This is a genomic window from Enterobacter cloacae complex sp. P13B, assembly GCF_014895915.1.
Lineage (GTDB): Bacteria > Pseudomonadota > Gammaproteobacteria > Enterobacterales > Enterobacteriaceae > Enterobacter > Enterobacter bugandensis.
Genome location: NZ_JADBQN010000012.1, coordinates 32991 through 49667 on the forward strand (window position 1 = coordinate 32991; position 16677 = coordinate 49667).

The window sequence follows — 16677 nt, forward strand, 5'->3', positions numbered from 1 at the left end:
TAAATTACAGGGCATGGTGAGCGGCTTCGCTATGCCCAAAATCTGGAGACAGATTGCGATGGATATTCCAGTTACCGCTACAAAAATCGGGCGTCGCCGATACCTGACGCTGATGATGATCTTTATTACCGTGGTCATTTGCTATGTTGACCGCGCCAACCTTGCCGTGGCATCGGCCCATATTCAGGAAGAGTTTGGCATCACCAAAGCGGAAATGGGCTACGTCTTCTCGGCGTTTGCCTGGTTGTATACCTTATGCCAGATCCCCGGCGGCTGGTTTCTTGACCGCGTGGGTTCACGTCTGACCTACTTTATCGCCATATTAGGCTGGTCCGTGGCGACCCTATTCCAGGGCTTCGCCACCGGGCTGATATCGCTGATTGGCCTGCGTGCCATCACCGGGGTTTTCGAAGCGCCCGCGTTTCCGACCAACAACCGTATGGTGACCAGCTGGTTCCCGGAACACGAGCGCGCGTCCGCCGTTGGTTTTTACACCTCTGGCCAGTTTGTCGGCCTGGCGTTCCTGACGCCGCTGCTGATCTGGATCCAGGAGCTGCTGAGCTGGCACTGGGTGTTCATCGTCACCGGCGGGATTGGCATTATCTGGTCGCTAATCTGGTTCAAGGTGTATCAGCCGCCGCGTCTGACCAAAAGCATCACCAAAGCCGAGCTGGACTACATCCGCGACGGTGGCGGTCTGGTGGACGGTGATGCCCCGGTGAAAAAAGAGGCGCGCCAGCCGCTGACCAAAGCGGACTGGAAGCTGGTCTTCCACCGTAAGCTGGTGGGCGTTTATCTGGGTCAGTTCGCGGTTACTTCTACGCTGTGGTTCTTCCTCACCTGGTTCCCGAACTACCTGACCCAGGAAAAGGGGATCGCGGCGCTGAAGGCGGGCTTTATGACCACCGTGCCGTTCCTCGCCGCATTTTTCGGCGTGCTGCTCTCCGGCTGGCTGGCCGATAAGCTGGTGAAAAAAGGGTACTCGCTGGGCGTGGCGCGTAAAACGCCGATTATCTGCGGCTTGCTGATCTCAACCTGCATCATGGGTGCCAACTACACCAACGATCCGGTGTGGATTATGGCCCTGATGGCGGTGGCGTTCTTTGGTAACGGTTTCGCCTCTATCACCTGGTCGCTGGTGTCGTCCCTCGCGCCGATGCGGCTGATTGGCCTGACCGGCGGTGTGTTCAACTTTGTCGGCGGACTGGGCGGGATCACCGTACCGCTGGTCATCGGCTACCTGGCGCAGGACTACGGCTTCGGCCCGGCGCTGGTCTACATCTCTGCTGTGGCGCTGATCGGGGCACTCTCCTACATCCTGCTGGTGGGCGATGTGAAACGAGTAGGCTAATCCCTGCGGATGTTTTACCCTGATGCACTCACCGTGCATCAGGGTATCCTCATGAAACAAATCACCTTCGCTTCCCGCAACCACCAGCTGACCAACATCAATACCTGGACGCCGGATAGCCGGTGGCTGGTCTACGACGTACGTCCGTCAGGCGCGTCATTTACCGGCGAAACCATTGAGCAGGTCAACGTCGTTACGGGTGAGGTGGAGGTGGTTTATCGCGCTACTGACGGCGCGCATGTTGGCGTGGTGACCGTTCATCCGGCACAGGACAAATACGTCTTTATCCACGGTCCGAAAAACCCGGATGCTGGCTGGCACTACGATTTTCATCATCGTCAGGGTGTGATTGCGCATCACGGTCAGGTGAGCAACCTGGACGCGATGGATATCACCGCGCCTTATACCGCAGGCGCGCTGCGCGGCGGCAGCCACGTGCACGTCTTTAGCCCGAACGGGCAGTTCGTCAGCTTTACCTATAACGACCATGTTTTACATGAGCGCGATCCGAAGCTCGATTTACGCAACGTCGGCGTGGCGGCACCGTTTGGCCCGGTGAACCCGCAGGGGAATCATCCACGTGAATATTCAGGCACGTTCTGGAGCGTGCTGGTCAGCCGCACAACACCCAACCCGCAGCCGGGCAGCGATGAAATTAACCGCGCCTACGAAGAAGGCTGGGTGGGCAACAACAGGCTGGCATTTATCGGCGATACCCTCTCCGTGCAGGGCGAAAAAGTGCCTGAACTGTTTGTTGTTAACCTGCCAGAAGACGAGCAGGGCTGGAAACAAGCGGGCGATGCGCCGCTGCAGGGCACCCCAGATACCCTGCCAGCGCCGCCTGCCGGGGTGAAGCAGCGTCGTCTGACCTTTACCCACCAGAGGGCCTACCCGGGTCTGGTGAACGTGCCGCGTCACTGGGTGCGCAGTAACCCGCAGGGGACGCAAATCGCGTTTCTGATGCGGGATGATAACGGCATTGTGCAGCTGTGGCTGATCTCTCCTGAGGGCGGCGAGCCGCGCCAGTTGACGCGCACCGGGAGCGGTATTCAGTCTGCGTTTAACTGGCACCCTTCCGGGAACATGCTGGGATTTGTGCTTGAAAACCGAATCGCCTGCTGTGACGCGAAGACTGGAGAAGTGACGTTTTTGACGTCCGATCACGGCAATCCGCCGTCTGCTGATGCGGTCGTGTTTTCCCCGGACGGGCGCTTTATTGCGTGGATGCAAGAGACGGGCGGTTTCCGTCAGCTTTGGGTAACGGAAACCGCGAAGGACTAGCGCGGCGGCATCTCGGCGGGCGGGATAACGGCGTTTGTCGCCAGATTTTCCTGCTCGCTTTTCTCTACCCGTGAGCGCACGGAATCGTCCTTACGGAATACATCCCACGGCAGCAGAAGCGTATCCGCCACTGCTGTAAAGGGCATATCCAGGATAACCAGGGATTTGGTGCCCCAGTTCGTATCGTCATCGGAGATCATCGCCGCGCTGGCGCGCGTCCCCGGATATGTTCCTTCTTTACCGCCGGTGTGAGACATCACGCTCGAACACCCGCAAAGTAAAACCACCCCGCTGAACGTCGTCAGCTTTATCAGAACATTTTTCATCATCACTCAGTCATCGTTAATGGCACTGCATAGACCTGCAACTCAGGGTTATAGCGAGCCTTATCCGAAATGAATAGCCCGATAACCCCGCACTGTGGCAGCCATCGCAATTTAACCCTTTGTGCTGTTGTCCCAGAGTCTATGCGACAACCAGCAAAGTGCAAAAAAATCTCGCCTAAATAGTCTTGAAAAGCTCGGTTCCAGACCCATTTTAAGAATGTGACCCGATAACGAACACGCCTGATGGGTGCTCGGGGGCGCAAAGGCCTGTCCATGGTGGAAGGCTACAATTTCTCGCTGATTTCAGGAGTATTATCTATGCGTAACTTCGATCTTTCTCCGCTATACCGTTCTGCAATTGGTTTTGACCGCCTGTTTAACCATTTAGAAAATAACCAAAGCCAGAGCAACGGCTACCCTCCATACAATGTTGAGCTGGTTGACGAAAACCACTACCGCATCGCCATTGCCGTCGCCGGTTTTGCAGAAAACGAGCTGGAAATCACCGCGCAGGACAACCTGCTGGTGGTGAAAGGTTCCCATACGGCCGAGCAGAAAGAACGTACCTACCTTTACCAGGGCATCGCCGAGCGCAACTTTGAACGCAAGTTCCAGTTAGCCGAGAACATTCACGTTAAAGGCGCGAACCTGGTTAACGGCCTGCTGTTTATCGAACTGGAACGCGTGATTCCGGAAGAGAAAAAACCGCGCCGTATCGAAATTAACTAATTACGCGGGTCGCGCGGGCGGCCCACCCAGACTTGCTTGCCGTAACGGGAGCATATGCGAATCCATCAGGATTTGCAGGAACAACTGTGCACAAAATTAAACTGTGCCGAACTCGCTTCTCAGAAGGAGATTTAGTATGCGTAACTACGATTTATCCCCCCTGCTGCGTCAGTGGATTGGTTTTGACAAACTGGCTAATGCCCTGCAAAGCACCACCGAGCAACAGACATTTCCGCCGTACAACATCGAAAAAAGCGACGATAACCACTATCGCATCACCCTTGCGCTGGCCGGGTTCCGCCAGGAAGATCTGGATATCCAGCTCGAAGGCGCGCGCCTGACCGTGAAGGGTACGCCGGAAAAACAAGAGACCGAAACCCGGTGGCTGCATCAGGGTCTGGTTAATCAGCCGTTTAGCCTGAGCTTTACCCTGGCAGACCATATGGAAGTGTCCGGTGCGACGTTTACCAACGGGCTGCTGCATATCGACCTTATCCGTAACGTTCCGGAAGCCATCGCGCCGCAGCGTATCGCCATTAGCGAGCGGCCGGCGTTGAACAGCTAATCCGCTTTACTCACAGACTGCACAAAGCCCTGCTCCGGCAGGGCTTTTTTGTGCGCCATCGCCCATACAACCGCATCCGGCTCTGAGAAAATCCTTGTTATAACTAAGGTTATGCCAAGGATGTGGATCATGAGTGATATCGCGTTAACCGTAAGCGTGTTGGCCCTGGCCGCGGTTGTAGGGCTATGGATTGGCAATATCAAAATCCGTGGCGTCGGGTTTGGAATTGGCGGGGTGCTGTTTGGCGGCATTTTTGTCGGGCATTTTGCTGACAAGCTCGGGCTGGTTCTCAGCGCCGATATGCTCCACTTTATTCAGGAGTTCGGCCTGATCCTCTTCGTCTACACCATCGGGATTCAGGTAGGGCCGGGCTTTTTCGCTTCCCTGCGCGTCTCCGGGCTACGGCTCAATCTGTTTGCCCTCGGCATTGTGGTGATGGGCGGGCTGGTCACCGCGATCCTGCACAAAATCTTTGCTATCCCGCTTCCCGTGGTGCTGGGCATTTTTTCCGGGGCGGTTACCAACACGCCAGCGCTCGGAGCCGGGCAGCAAATCCTTCGCGATTTGGGCATTGAACCCGGCATTGTTGACCAGATGGGGATGAGCTACGCCATGGCCTATCCGTTTGGGATTTGCGGCATTCTGCTCTCCATGTGGCTGGTCCGCGTCCTGTTTCGCGTTAACGTCGACAAAGAGGCGAAGGATCACGAAACCACGCTCACCAATGGCCACATGCCGATCAAAACCATCAACATTCGCGTCGATAACTCCAACCTGAACAATATGGCGATTCAGGACGTGCCGATCCTGAACAGCGCCAATATTATCTGCTCCCGCCTTAAGCGCGACGACGTGCTGATGGTGCCTGCGCCCGGCACGATGATCCAGCAGGGTGACCTGCTGCACCTGGTCGGCCAGCCGGGGGATTTGAACAACGCGCGGCTGGTGATTGGTCAGGAAGTGGATACCTCGCTTTCAACGCGCGGCACCGATATGCGCGTGGAGCGTGTTGTGGTGACCAACGAGCACGTTCTGGGCAAGAAAATACGCGATCTGCAGGTAAAAGAGCGCTACGACGTGGTCATCTCCCGCCTCAACCGTGCGGGCGTCGAACTGGTTGCCAGCCCGGAGGCCAGCCTGCAGTTCGGGGATATCCTCAACCTGGTCGGACGCCCGTCGTCCATCGATGCCGTGGCGGATATGGTGGGCAACGCCCAGCAAAAACTGCAGCAGGTGCAGATGCTGCCGGTGTTTATCGGCATCGGGCTTGGCGTGCTGCTCGGCTCTATTCCGCTGTACGTGCCGGGCTTCCCGGTGGCGCTCAAGCTCGGCCTGGCGGGCGGGCCGCTGATTATGGCGCTGATCCTCGGGCGTATCGGCTGTATCGGGAAGCTCTACTGGTTTATGCCGCCGAGCGCTAACCTGGCGCTGCGCGAGCTGGGCATCGTGCTGTTCCTGGCGGTTGTCGGGCTGAAGTCCGGCGGGGATTTTATCGATACCCTGGTCAAGGGCGAAGGGATGAGCTGGGTCGGCTACGGCATCTTTATCACGGCGATCCCGCTGCTGACGGTGGCAATCCTGGCGCGGATGTTCGCCAAAATGAACTACCTGACGCTGTGCGGCATGCTGGCGGGCTCCATGACCGACCCGCCAGCGCTCGCTTTTGCCAACAACCTGCACGCCACCAGCGGCGCGGCCGCGCTCTCCTATGCCACCGTCTACCCGCTGGTGATGTTCCTGCGCATCATCACCCCGCAGCTACTGGCGGTGCTGTTCTGGGGGATGGGCTAACAGCTCTTCCGGGTGGATGCGCCGCAGATGGTAGTCCACCTGGTAATCGCTGGTATTTCGGAACATCACGGAATAATTGAGGAACTCGCCGCTGTCGCTGTAGGAGAGAGAGGTAATTCGCAGCAGCGGCGTCTGTTCCGGCAGATTCAGATAACCAGCCAGCTGTTTATCTGCCAGCACCGGCGTCAGGCTCTCGTAGTTGCCGCTGATGGTGATCCCGCACTCCTTCTCAATGTAATCAAACTTAGACCCCTCAAGATGCGCCAGTGACAGGTTGCGGAACAGCTTCACCGGCATAAAGCTGTCCTCCAGCATCAGCGGCTTTCCGTCCACGTAGCGCACCCGCCGTGAAAAGTAGATCCGCTCATCCACCTGGATCCGCAGCTGGCTGGCGATGGCGGGCGGGGCGGGCATCACTTCGAACTGCAGCACCTTGCTCTGCACCTCTTTTCCCTGCTGACGCAGTACCTCCACCAGCCCGGTCAGGTTAGTGGTTTCGTGGTGAACGTCTTTGCGCGAGACAAACGTTCCGCTGCCGTGCCGGCGCTCAACCAGCCCCCAGCTCACCAGCAGATCCAGCGCCTTGCGGATGGTCATGCGCGCCACGCCAAACTCCTGCGCCAGCGCTTTTTCACCAGGCAGCGGGCTGCCGATGTTGTAGTCCGATGAATTCAGCCGCAGCCGCAACCTGTCAGCAATTGATTTGTAGATCACCAGTAGACCTCTCTGCCCTTATCAGGGCGTGGAATGCGTCCTGACATGTCCATATTTAACTCAAAAAGTAGACCTGACTGGTCAAAATAAAACCATGAATGCGATCACGAATCGCAGCGGCACGCCATGTTCGCGCATCAGTAAGTTCTTATGCTCACCTCAGGCCAGCACAAAACCATAAAGGCCTCTACCCCTACAGGTTGTTACGTGAGGATTTAAAAATGCTCAGTCAAATACAACGTTTTGGCGGTGCCATGTTTACCCCGGTGTTGCTGTTTCCGTTTGCCGGGATCGTGGTGGGAATCGCCATCATGCTTCGCAACCCGCTGTTTGTCGGCGAAGCCTTAACCGCCCCCGATCATCTTTTCGCGCAGATCGTTCACATCATTGAAGAGGGCGGCTGGGCGGTGTTTCGCAATATGCCGCTGATTTTTGCCGTCGGCCTGCCGATTGGGCTGGCGAAGCAGGCGCAGGGCCGCGCCTGTCTGGCCGTGCTGATTAGCTTCCTGACCTGGAACTACTTCATTAACGCGATGGGGATGACCTGGGGCCACTTCTTTGGCGTCGACTTCTCCGCCGAACCAACGGCGGGAAGCGGGCTGGCGATGATTGCCGGGATCAAAACACTCGATACCAGCATCATCGGTGCCATCGTGATCTCAGGCATCGTCACCGCCATTCACAACCGCTATTTCGACAAGCCGCTGCCGGTCTTTCTGGGGATTTTCCAGGGCAGCTCGTTTGTCGTTATCCTCGCGTTCTTCGTGATGATCCCCTGTGCCTGGCTGACGCTGCTGGGCTGGCCGAAAGTGCAGATGGGCATCGAATCCCTGCAGGCGTTCCTGCGCTCTGCCGGTGCGCTGGGCGTGTGGGTGTATACCTTCCTGGAACGCATTCTGATCCCAACGGGGCTGCACCACTTCGTCTACGGTCCGTTCATCTTCGGCCCGGCGGCGGTGGAGGGCGGTATTCAGGTCTACTGGGCGCAGCATCTGCAGGAATTCAGCCAGAGCACCCTGCCGCTGAAGACCCTCTTCCCGGAAGGTGGCTTCGCGCTGCACGGCAACTCAAAAGTGTTTGGCTCGGTCGGGATTGCCTTCGCTATCTGGTACACCGCGTCGCCAGAAAATCGCGTCAAGGTGGCGGGCCTGCTGGTTCCGGCCACGCTCACCGCCGTGCTGGTGGGCATTACCGAACCGCTTGAGTTCACCTTCCTGTTTATCTCGCCGCTGCTGTTCGCCGTGCATGCGGTGCTGGCGGCGACCATGGCGACAGTGATGTACGCCTTCGGCGTCGTGGGGAATATGGGCGGCGGCCTGCTGGACCAGTTCCTGCCGCAAAACTGGATCCCGATGTTCCATAACCACGCCTCGACAGTGTTCACCCAGATCGGCATTGGCGTCTGCTTCACCGGCATCTACTTCGTGATCTTCAAAACGCTGATTGAGCGTCTGAACCTGAAAACGCCGGGCCGGGAAGAGAGCGAAATCAAACTCTACAGCAAGGCCGACTATAAGGCGGCGCGCGGGCAAACCACCGCCCCGGCGGCGGCCAGCCAGCAGGTTGGGCAAGCCGCCGGATTCCTGCAGGCGCTCGGCGGTGCGGCCAACATCGAAAGCATCAATAACTGCGCCACCCGCCTGCGTATCGCGCTGGTGGATATGGCGAAAACCCAAAGCGACGACGTCTTCAAAGCCCTGGGCGCACACGGCGTAGTGCGACGCGGCAACGGCATTCAGGTGATTGTCGGCCTGCACGTTCCTCAGGTGCGCGACCAGCTGGAATCGCTGATGAAAACTCCTTTAACAAATGAACAAACCACCCTGACAGAGGCTATATCATGAAAAAATTCTCAGTTGTCATTGCAGGCGGCGGCAGCACCTTTACGCCTGGTATCGTCCTGATGCTGTTAGCCAACCGTGACCGTTTTCCGCTGCGCGCCCTGAAGTTCTATGACAACGACGGCGCGCGTCAGGAGACCATCGCCGAAGCGTGCAGAATCATCCTTAAGGAGCAGGCCCCGGAGATTGAATTCAGCTACACCACCGATCCAAAAGCGGCGTTTACCGATGTCGATTTCGTGATGGCGCACATCCGCGTGGGCAAATACCCGATGCGCGAAAAAGATGAAAAAATCCCGCTGCGCCACGGCGTGCTGGGCCAGGAAACCTGCGGACCGGGCGGTATCTCTTACGGCATGCGCTCTATCGGCGGCGTGCTGGAGCTGGTGGATTATATGGAGCAGTACTCCCCGAACGCGTGGATGCTGAACTACTCCAACCCGGCGGCGATTGTCGCAGAAGCCACGCGCCGCCTGCGTCCGAACGCTAAAATCCTCAACATCTGCGATATGCCGATCGGCATTGAAGGGCGCATGGCGCAGATTGTCGGCCTGAAAGACCGCAAAGAGATGCGCGTGCGCTACTACGGCCTGAACCACTTCGGCTGGTGGACGTCGATTGAAGACCTGAACGGCAACGATCTGATGCCGAAGCTGCGCGAATACGTGGCGAAAAACGGCTATGTTCCGCCTTCGGAAGATGCACATACCGAAGCGAGCTGGAACGATACCTTTGCCAAAGCTAAAGACGTGCAGGCGCTGGATCCGGACACCATGCCGAACACCTACCTGAAGTATTACCTGTTCCCGGACTACGTGGTCGCGCATTCCAACCCGGAACGGACCCGCGCCAATGAAGTTATGGATCACCGTGAGAAGCATGTGTTCAGTTCCTGTCGGGCGATTATCGAAGCCGGCAACTCCGCCGCCGGTGAGCTGGAAATCGACGAACATGCGTCGTACATCGTCGATCTGGCGACTGCGATTGCCTTTAACACCCAGGAGCGGATGCTGCTGATAGTGCCAAACAACGGTGCCATCCATAACTTTGACGCCGACGCGATGGTGGAGATCCCGTGCCTGGTGGGCCATAACGGACCGGAGCCGCTTACGGTGGGCGATATTCCGCACTTCCAGAAAGGGCTGATGAGCCAGCAGGTGGCGGTGGAAAAACTGGTGGTGGATGCCTGGGAGCAGCGCTCGTACCAGAAGCTCTGGCAGGCCATTACCCTGTCGAAAACCGTGCCGAGCGCCTCCGTCGCGAAAGCGATTCTGGATGACCTGATCGAGGCCAACAAAGAGTACTGGCCAGAGCTGCATTAATCGTCCTGACCGGCATCGCCCGATGCCGGTCTCCTTGTCCTTGTCGATTTACGCTATGCTGAAGCCTGCCCGTAGCACGACAAGGAACCTCCATGAAAATTTCCCGCCTCGGCGAAGCGCCGGACTACCGCTTCTCTCTGGCTAATGAACGCACTTTTTTAGCGTGGATCCGCACCGCACTGGGCTTTCTGGCCGCAGGTGTCGGCCTTGACCAGCTCGCCCCCGATTTTGCCACGCCGCTGATTCGTGAAGTGCTGGCGCTGCTGCTGTGCCTGTTCGCGGGCGTGCTGGCGATTTACGGCTACCTGCGATGGCTGCGCAATGAGAAGGCGATGCGCCTGAAGCAGGATCTGCCCTATACGCGCGGGTTACTCATCATCAGCGTGATTCTGCTGGCGGTGGCGGGCGTGGTGATGGGGCTGGTGTTCTATGGCGGATAGCCGCAAAGCGCGACGCGAAGCGGACCCAGGCCTGCAGCCGGAGCGGACGTCGCTGGCCTGGCTGCGCACGCTGCTGGGGTATGGCGCGCTGATTGCCCTGGCGATTAAGCACAACTGGCACCGAACCGGGGTGCCATTCTGGATCTCTATTATTGTGCTGGCGCTGGTGGCCATCATTTTATGGCGCTATACCCGCAGCCGTAACCTGATGGACGTGGCGCAGAACGATTTTGTACAGCCGAAAGCGGTGCGGGATAAATTCCTGATTGCGCTGGCTGTTCTCTCGCTGTCGCTGCTGTTTGCGGTGACCCATATTCAGCAAATTTTGAGCCTGTAAACCGAGTGGCGGCTTAATTACTTCCCTTTAGCCAGATACTTCGCCATCTCGTCTTCCGGCACCATGCCGCCGCCGGTTGCCCACACCAGGTGGGTAATGTTGGTATGCGAATGAACGCGCAGCGGCCCGGCCATCCCCGCCAGCGCTGAAGGCTCAAGGCGGATCCCTTCCTCCTGCGCCAGCCAGCCGAGCATGTCGTACATGCTCCGATCGGAAAGCGTATAGAACCCGTCGAGCAGGCGCTCCATCGCGCGGCCTACGAAGCCGGACGCGCGCCCAACCGCCAGACCGTCCGCCGCCGTCACGTTATCAATGCCCAGATCCTGCACTGCAATCGCATCATGCAGGCCGGTGTAAACACCCAACAGCATGCACGGCGAGTGCGTTGGCTCCGCGAAGAAGCAGTGCACGTTATCACCAAAGGCCAGCTTCAGGCCAAACGCCACGCCGCCAGGCCCGCCGCCTACGCCGCACGGCAGATAGACGTACAGGGGATGATCCGCATCCACCACGCGGCCCTGTTCGGTGAACTGCGTTTTCAGGCGCTCGCCCGCCACCGCATAGCCCAGGAACAGGGTGCGGGAATTCTCATCGTCAATGAAGAAGCAGTTCGGATCGCTTTCCGCCGCTTTGCGCCCTTGCTCCACCGCCACGCCGTAATCCTGCTCATATTCCACGACGATGACGCCGTGGCTGCGCAGCCTGGCTTTCTTCCACTCGCGGGCGTCGGCGGACATATGGACCGTCACCTTAAAGCCGATGCGGGCGCTCATTATGCCAATGGATAACCCCAGGTTGCCGGTGGAGCCCACGGCAATGCTGTACTGGCTGAAGAAGGCCTTAAAGCGCGGCTCCAGCAGAATGCTGTAGTCGTCTTCGGTGGTCAGCAACCCGGCTTCCAGCGCCAGCTTCTCCGCGTGGGTCAGCACTTCATAGATGCCGCCGCGCGCTTTAATCGAGCCGGAAATCGGCAGGTGGCTGTCTTTTTTCAGCAGCAGCGTGCCGGGAATGGATTTGCCAGATTCTTTCTCCAGCCGTTTTTTCATTGCCGGAATAGCAACCAGCTCGGACTCGATAATCCCACCCGTTGCCGCCGTCTCCGGGAAGGCTTTCGCCAGATACGGCGCGAAGCGGTTGAGGCGCGCGTGGGCGTCGTCCACGTCGGCTTTGGTCAGCCCGACATAGGGTAACCCTTCCGCCAGCGTGGTGGTGCGCGGGTTAAGCCAGGTGGTTTCTTTCAGGGCAATCAGATCCTCAACCAGAGGAAACTGTGCGATAAGTGTATTGATGGCCGTTGCGTTCATAATTTTTCTCAGCAATTAGTTCGTTCTGACTCTACACCAAATGTGAAAAAGCGTGCTAAATACAGGTAATGCTTTCGATTTATCCAGGGTAAACCGTGCTAAAGCTTCTCATTGCTACCGCGTTACTGATCTCTTCCGGCTGGGCCATTGCCGCTGAGCCGCCGCTGACGGCTGCCCGTTATGCGCAGCAGCTTGGCGTCGGGATGGATGTGGACTGGGCGCGCACCGAGCGCGGCATACGCGAGTTCGACCCGCTGGTGGTACGTGATTTTCGCGCAAAAGGCATTACCCACGTGCGCATCCGCGTGGCCGATGAGCCGACGGAAGCACGGCTGATCCACCTGCGCAAGCTGGTGGAAGCCTGCGAGCAGTATGGCGTGATCCCGATTATCGCTTATCAGGCCGATGAATATAAAAACGACCCGAAAGCCGACAACGAGAAAGAGACGATCAACTGGTGGATTGCCGTGGCGCACTATTTCGGCCAGAGCTATCCGCTGCTGGGTTTTGATCTCATTTATGAGCCAGCCGACAAGCTTAACCACAACCTCGCGTCGTTAAACCGCGTGTATGATAAAACCATTAAAGCGATCCACGACATCGACCCGCAGCGCATGATTTTCATTGCGCCGCGCCTGCGCGCTGCGCCGGAGGATTTATCCGGCCTGAAGCTGCCTGCGCACAGTCAAAACTACCTGCTGGCGGAGTGGCATATTTTCCCGTGGGGGCCGCTGAAAAATAGCGGTAAATACCCGTGGACGTCCGGCACGGCGGCGGAGAAGGCGGCTATCCGTAACCGCATCAGCACCGCGCTGCGCTGGCAGCAAAAAACCGGGCACGTCAGTTGGGTTGGGGGCTGGGGCGTGGGGGAGTCAAACCACCTCACGCCAACCGCTTCGCAAATGGCCTTCGCCACCTTTATGGCCTGCGAGCTGCAAAAGGCGAAAATCCCATATGCGCTTAACGCGGATTTCCAGTTTTACGACGGGGAAGAGGGGGCCTGGCGGCCTGCGCCGGAGCCGTTATTGCAGGCGATGATTGAGCCCGTCTGTGAAAAGCCCGGCGAGAAGCCGGGCCATCATGCGGTTAAACCGGCTGCTCGTGATGCGGAACGCGTGACGCCAGCGGCAGCCAGCACAGTAAAATCAGCAGCCCCATTAGCGTCATCAGCAGACCCAAACTAGCCTGCCCGGTCTGCGGCATCATGGCGGAGAGCCAGGCCAGCGCGCCGGAACCGATGTTCTGCAAACCGCCCACCAGCGCGCCCGCCGTGCCGGCGAGGAACGGGAACGGCTCCATCGCGCCGCTGGTGGCGAGCGGGAACAGCATTCCCGCGCCGAAGAAGAACAGCGCCGCCGGAATCAGCAGCGTCCAGACGGTCATCACGCCAAACAGCCCCGGGATCCACATCATCAGACCCGCCAGCAGACAGCTGATCACCGACTGCCACATCAGGGTGGAGAAGCGTTTGTTTGGTCGCCCGGCAAACCAGGCGCCAAAGAACGCCGCCGGGATTGGCAGAATAAACAGAATGCTCACCACCATGCTGCTCAGGCCAAGACCCGCGCCCAGCAGCACGCCGGAGCAGGCTTCGAACACTGCAATACCCGCCAGGCCGCCGATCAGCATCAGCAGGTAGCAGGTAAACGCGCCGTTGCCGAACAGCGTCTTATAGCTTGTGAGAAGCTTCGTGCGCGGCGCGTCTTTTGGACGGGTTTCCGGCATCCAGCGCGCCATGCTGAAGGTGACAATTACGCAGAGCAACAGCAGGAAGGCGTAGCAGGCGCGCCAGGACCACATTGTGTCCAGCAGGCCGCCAATCAGCGGAGCGAGAAGCGGGCTGACCAGAATGCCCATATTCAACAGGCTGTTGGCGTGGCGGAGCTGGGTGCCCTGATACATATCGCGCGGTAAGGTTCGTGCCATCACCCCGCCGACACCCGTCCCAACGCCCTGCAGGGCGCTGGCGGCAATCAGTACGGTCAGGCTGTGGGTGGTAATGGCAATCACCGTCGCTACCATGAAAATGCTCATGCCCACCAGGATCACCGGGCGACGCCCGACGCGGTCGGAGAGCGGGCCGTAGAAGAGCTGTGAAACGCCATAGGTCAGCAGGTAGGCTGCCATCACGCTCTGCACCGCGCCTTCGCGGACGTTCAGTTCCTTTGCCATGTCGGCAATCGCCGGAATGTAGATGGTTTGCGCCATCTGACCGACGGCCACCAGTAACACCAGCATCAACAATAAGTTAACGTTCCTTTGCTTTTTCATGTCGCTGAATACTTTTGCCAAAAGAGATAAATAAAGAATAAGTGACTACGCATTCCCATAAATGCGCGAGGAATCTACCACAGACAGATGACAATTTAAGCATTGTCGCTGTGAATGAAAAAACCGGGAAAGGCAGGATTTGTAAACAAGAACGGCAACTAATGTTGCCAGCGATTTACGCCAGACGCAGCAGAATTGCGCCGACAGCAATACCCAGCGCTGCCGCGATGCGCAGGCCCGCAACCTTCTCTTTTAAAAGGACAAAGGCGATCAGCGCCCCGAAAAGAATCGAGGTTTCACGCAGCGCGGCGACCACCGCCAGCGGCGCCTGCGTCATCGCCCAGAGGGCCAGACCGTAAGAGCCCATGGTCCCCACGCCGCCGAGCAGCCCTTTTTTCCAGTGCAGGCGCAGGTAGCTGGACGCCTCGCGCCGACGCGCCACCATCGCCCAGCCCAGCAGGCAGAAGCCGTTCATAAAGAAGGTCCAGAGCGTGTAGCCCAGCGCGGTGTCCGACAGCCGCACGCCGGTGCCGTCCACCAGCGTATACCCGGCGATAAAACAGGCATTCAGCAGCGCCAGCCAGATCCCCCTGCGTGACTGCATGCGGCCATTAATCGCCATCGCCAGAATCGACAGGCAAATGACTCCGATACCGGACCAGGCGAGCCAGGAGAGATGGTCGCCGAGCGCCAGCACGCTGATCAGCGCCACCAGCAGCGGGGCGGTGCCGCGCATCAGCGGATAGGTCTGGCTCATGTCCGAGACCTGATAGGTCTTCGCCACCAGCACGGTGTAGACCACCTGTAAGGCGCAGGAGACGATCAAAAACGGCCAGCTTGCCGCAGAAGGCTGTGGTGAGAAGGGCAGTAAAATCAGGGCAATAATCGCGGCTGAGCCGCTAACGCCGATCGCAGAGTAGAGTTTATCCGTTCCGGCTTTAACGATAGCGTTCCAGCTGGCATGCAGCAGTGCGGCGAAAAGCAAAATGCAGAAAACGGTGATGGTCATGGCGTATTGGGTGATGAATTGTCACTCAACTGTAACATTCACATCCTGATGCCGCCAGCCGGTTACACCGCACAAAAAAGGCGGTGCGTCACCCGTGGTTCGTCTGAGACCAGCGTAAAACCGGCTCGATTGTAAAATCCGTACGCGCTGTCCGGCGCGTGAGTATTCAGAAAATCAAACCAGATGCTGGCATCCGACATCACTACGGTTAAAAGCTGTTTTCCAATGCCCAGCCCGCGGCACTTCTCGCTGACGTAGAGATGGCGAATGCGTCCGGCACGCGGCTGCTGGCTGAACGGATCGCGGTTGAGGCCACACACGCCCACCAGCTTGCCGTTAAGAAACGCACCCAGCAGCTTTTCACCCGGCGCGTTAAAGCGGTTCTCACCCCGCAGCCAGTTCTCTTCCAGCCTGCGCAGCATGTTGAAATTCAGCGCGATACTTTCCGCCTTCAGGGCGATATACCCCGGCTCATCCGGTGTGACAGGCTCAATTAACAGACGCGACATAGCATTCCCTCGTTATTAAAGAGGGGCGGTTGCCCGCCCCTCTCAGGTGCGACTTGAAACTGAATTACCGAACGTATTTCAGGACAGCATCAAGCAGTTGCAGTACTGCAACAATGAGTTTGAGGATAAGTATCACCATATCCACTACGCTCATACGCGTCTCCTTTTGGTTAAAAGGAGCACGATGCTGGCGTACCTTTCCGCCGCCTGTTGCCAGCATCTGGATTGACGTAACACAGTGTGCTCACTTCAGGGGTTAAGGCACTGACGGCACCACCCGTTTCAGCCAGGACTTCGTTGCGCCGGTAAACTGCGGCCCCCTCGCTCACTGCGAACACCCTCAGTATAGATAAATACTGTATGCATGAACAGTATTTTTTGGACAAAATTTGGAAGGTGATCCATACTCAAAAACGTCAAAATCCGTGCCGGAATTGCGCGTTCGAGTTCTATCGCGTATACTTTTCGCGTTGACGTAACACAGTGTGTTCTGCGGCGACCAACCGCAAAACCCTGATAAAAACCTCGCTCCGGCGGGGTTTTTTGTTTTCTGGTCTGCCCACAAAAAAATACCGGGATAAGCGGTGGCCTGGTCAGGCCTCTTAAGAAATCAATTTTATGCAGGGGAACCAGGATAGTTTTACGAGATGCAGCACCAAATAAGTCATTTAATATAAAAAACAAACCATTCCTGTCTGAACTGATTAAGAAGGTTCAAATGGGTTTCTACAGGGATTTTGAAGCGATTTATGACGACTTAAGGAACAAGTAGCGTGTTTAAGAGTCTGTTATCAATTCTATTTACGGATATTTTATTTCCCGTTTATGTTTTTGTATGCGCCTCTTTTTTTCTATGGTTGATACCTGACCACTGGGTATTACTCACA

Annotated in this window: 17 protein-coding genes and 1 other annotated feature; of the genes, 10 read left to right on the forward strand and 7 right to left on the reverse strand. The window is 57.6% G+C overall.

Annotated elements, in window-relative coordinates:
* Positions 1-13: 13 nt before the first annotated feature.
* The gene (locus IM273_RS07290; protein ID WP_193055539.1) at positions 14-1351 is read left to right on the forward strand and encodes an MFS transporter; all 1338 of its coding nucleotides are present in this window, start codon (positions 14-16) and stop codon (positions 1349-1351) included.
* A 51-nt stretch (positions 1352-1402) separates the two neighbouring features.
* Positions 1403-2632, forward strand: a complete 1230-nt coding sequence (locus IM273_RS07295) for a DUF3748 domain-containing protein (RefSeq protein ID WP_193050922.1) — start codon at positions 1403-1405, stop codon at positions 2630-2632.
* On the opposite strand, the gene IM273_RS07300 is transcribed toward IM273_RS07295, so the two are convergent.
* The gene (locus IM273_RS07300; RefSeq protein ID WP_014881914.1) at positions 2629-2961 is read right to left on the reverse strand and encodes a YceK/YidQ family lipoprotein; all 333 of its coding nucleotides are present in this window, start codon (positions 2959-2961) and stop codon (positions 2629-2631) included. The genes IM273_RS07295 and IM273_RS07300 overlap by 4 nt on opposite strands.
* A gap of 250 nt (positions 2962-3211) precedes the next feature.
* Positions 3212-3283, forward strand: a sequence feature (ROSE (Repression Of Heat Shock gene Expression) occurs in the 5'-region of heat shock genes and acts as an RNA thermometer to modulate expression.).
* On the opposite strand from IM273_RS07300, the gene ibpA reads away from it, so the two are divergent.
* The 3 genes from ibpA (at position 3277) to IM273_RS07315 (ending at position 6043) form a co-directional block, all read left to right on the forward strand.
* Complete coding sequence (gene ibpA / locus IM273_RS07305) at positions 3277-3687, forward strand: small heat shock chaperone IbpA (RefSeq protein ID WP_008500162.1); 411 nt, start codon at positions 3277-3279, stop codon at positions 3685-3687. (Overlaps the previous feature by 7 nt.)
* 136 nt (positions 3688-3823) lie before the next feature.
* Positions 3824-4252: a small heat shock chaperone IbpB gene (ibpB, locus tag IM273_RS07310; RefSeq protein WP_028014943.1), complete on the forward strand. Its 429-nt coding sequence runs from the start codon at positions 3824-3826 to the stop codon at positions 4250-4252.
* Between the two features lie 129 nt (positions 4253-4381).
* Complete coding sequence (locus tag IM273_RS07315; RefSeq protein WP_193050920.1) at positions 4382-6043, forward strand: putative transporter; 1662 nt, start codon at positions 4382-4384, stop codon at positions 6041-6043.
* On the opposite strand, the gene IM273_RS07320 is transcribed toward IM273_RS07315, so the two are convergent.
* The gene (locus tag IM273_RS07320) at positions 6011-6757 is read right to left on the reverse strand and encodes a GntR family transcriptional regulator (RefSeq protein WP_059357501.1); all 747 of its coding nucleotides are present in this window, start codon (positions 6755-6757) and stop codon (positions 6011-6013) included. The two genes, IM273_RS07315 and IM273_RS07320, sit on opposite strands and share 33 nt — an antisense overlap.
* Positions 6758-6978: 221 nt before the next feature.
* Between IM273_RS07320 and IM273_RS07325 the strand changes: the two genes are divergently transcribed.
* From IM273_RS07325 to IM273_RS07340, 4 genes are all read left to right on the forward strand, one after another.
* The gene (locus IM273_RS07325; protein ID WP_028014946.1) at positions 6979-8601 is read left to right on the forward strand and encodes an alpha-glucoside-specific PTS transporter subunit IIBC; all 1623 of its coding nucleotides are present in this window, start codon (positions 6979-6981) and stop codon (positions 8599-8601) included.
* A complete protein-coding gene (locus IM273_RS07330) occupies positions 8598-9920 on the forward strand; it encodes a 6-phospho-alpha-glucosidase (protein ID WP_045260840.1) in 1323 nt (440 codons plus the stop codon). Before IM273_RS07325 ends, IM273_RS07330 begins: the two co-directional genes overlap by 4 nt.
* Positions 9921-10012: 92 nt before the next feature.
* Positions 10013-10360, forward strand: coding sequence for a YidH family protein (locus IM273_RS07335; RefSeq protein ID WP_028014948.1), 348 nt, complete (start codon positions 10013-10015; stop codon positions 10358-10360).
* A complete protein-coding gene (locus IM273_RS07340) occupies positions 10350-10697 on the forward strand; it encodes a DUF202 domain-containing protein (RefSeq protein ID WP_023309822.1) in 348 nt (115 codons plus the stop codon). The genes IM273_RS07335 and IM273_RS07340 overlap by 11 nt, the downstream gene beginning before the upstream one ends.
* A gap of 17 nt (positions 10698-10714) precedes the next feature.
* Here IM273_RS07340 and dsdA read toward each other — a convergent pair whose 3' ends face one another.
* Complete coding sequence (gene dsdA, locus IM273_RS07345) at positions 10715-12001, reverse strand: D-serine ammonia-lyase (protein WP_193050918.1); 1287 nt, start codon at positions 11999-12001, stop codon at positions 10715-10717.
* Positions 12002-12096: 95 nt separating this feature from the next.
* On the opposite strand from dsdA, the gene IM273_RS07350 reads away from it, so the two are divergent.
* Positions 12097-13185 carry a cellulase family glycosylhydrolase gene (locus IM273_RS07350; protein WP_193050916.1) on the forward strand — a complete coding sequence of 363 codons (1089 nt, stop codon included), beginning with the start codon at positions 12097-12099 and terminating at the stop codon, positions 13183-13185.
* Here IM273_RS07350 and emrD read toward each other — a convergent pair.
* The 4 genes from emrD to tisB all read right to left on the reverse strand — a co-directional run bounded on the left by emrD (position 13088) and on the right by tisB (position 15944).
* Positions 13088-14272: a multidrug efflux MFS transporter EmrD gene (gene emrD, locus IM273_RS07355; RefSeq protein WP_193050913.1), complete on the reverse strand. Its 1185-nt coding sequence runs from the start codon at positions 14270-14272 to the stop codon at positions 13088-13090. The two genes, IM273_RS07350 and emrD, sit on opposite strands and share 98 nt — an antisense overlap.
* Positions 14273-14447: 175 nt before the next feature.
* The gene (locus tag IM273_RS07360) at positions 14448-15281 is read right to left on the reverse strand and encodes an EamA family transporter (RefSeq protein ID WP_163333036.1); all 834 of its coding nucleotides are present in this window, start codon (positions 15279-15281) and stop codon (positions 14448-14450) included.
* A gap of 62 nt (positions 15282-15343) precedes the next feature.
* Positions 15344-15790: a GNAT family N-acetyltransferase gene (locus IM273_RS07365; protein WP_193050911.1), complete on the reverse strand. Its 447-nt coding sequence runs from the start codon at positions 15788-15790 to the stop codon at positions 15344-15346.
* 64 nt (positions 15791-15854) lie between these two features.
* Positions 15855-15944 carry a type I toxin-antitoxin system toxin TisB gene (gene tisB, locus IM273_RS07370; protein ID WP_045260836.1) on the reverse strand — a complete coding sequence of 30 codons (90 nt, stop codon included), beginning with the start codon at positions 15942-15944 and terminating at the stop codon, positions 15855-15857.
* Positions 15945-16677: the final 733 nt, after the last annotated feature.